At 66.0% G+C, this 477-nt stretch carries 1 protein-coding gene; it reads left to right on the forward strand.

The window, feature by feature from the left end; translation table 11 throughout:
• The coding region (locus EN906_RS36770; RefSeq protein ID WP_127375894.1) for an ATP-binding cassette domain-containing protein at window positions 1–477 on the forward strand (477 nt) is incomplete at both ends.

The raw sequence follows: 477 nt of genomic DNA on the forward strand, positions 1-477 counted from the left end.
TTCCCGTTCACCGTGCGGGAAGTGGTCAAGCTCGGCCTTGTCGGCGGCCGCTCAGGCGTCTTGCCGGGCGAGGATGCGCGGCTGCCGGAACGGGCGCTGGCGCGTGTCGATCTCGACGGCTTTGCCGGCCGTTTCTACCAGGAGCTTTCGGGCGGCGAGCAACAGCGCGTTCAGCTCGCACGCGTGCTGAGCCAGGTCTGGGCACCGGTGCTCGACGGCAAGCCGCGCTTTCTGTTCCTCGACGAGCCGGTTTCCAGCCTCGACATCAAGCACCAGCTGATCATCATGAACATTGCCCGCGACTTCGCCAGAAGGGGCGGCGGCGTGGTCGCCATCCTGCACGACCTCAATCTGACGGCCATGTATGCCGACCGGATCTTCGTCATGCATCGCGGCCGGCTGGCCGCCACCGGGTCGCCGCGGGATGTGCTGAGCGATGACCTGATCGAAAAAGTGTTCGACTGCCGGCTCAGGGTC

This window comes from Mesorhizobium sp. M7A.F.Ca.CA.004.06.1.1 (assembly GCF_003999135.1).
Lineage (GTDB): Bacteria > Pseudomonadota > Alphaproteobacteria > Rhizobiales > Rhizobiaceae > Mesorhizobium.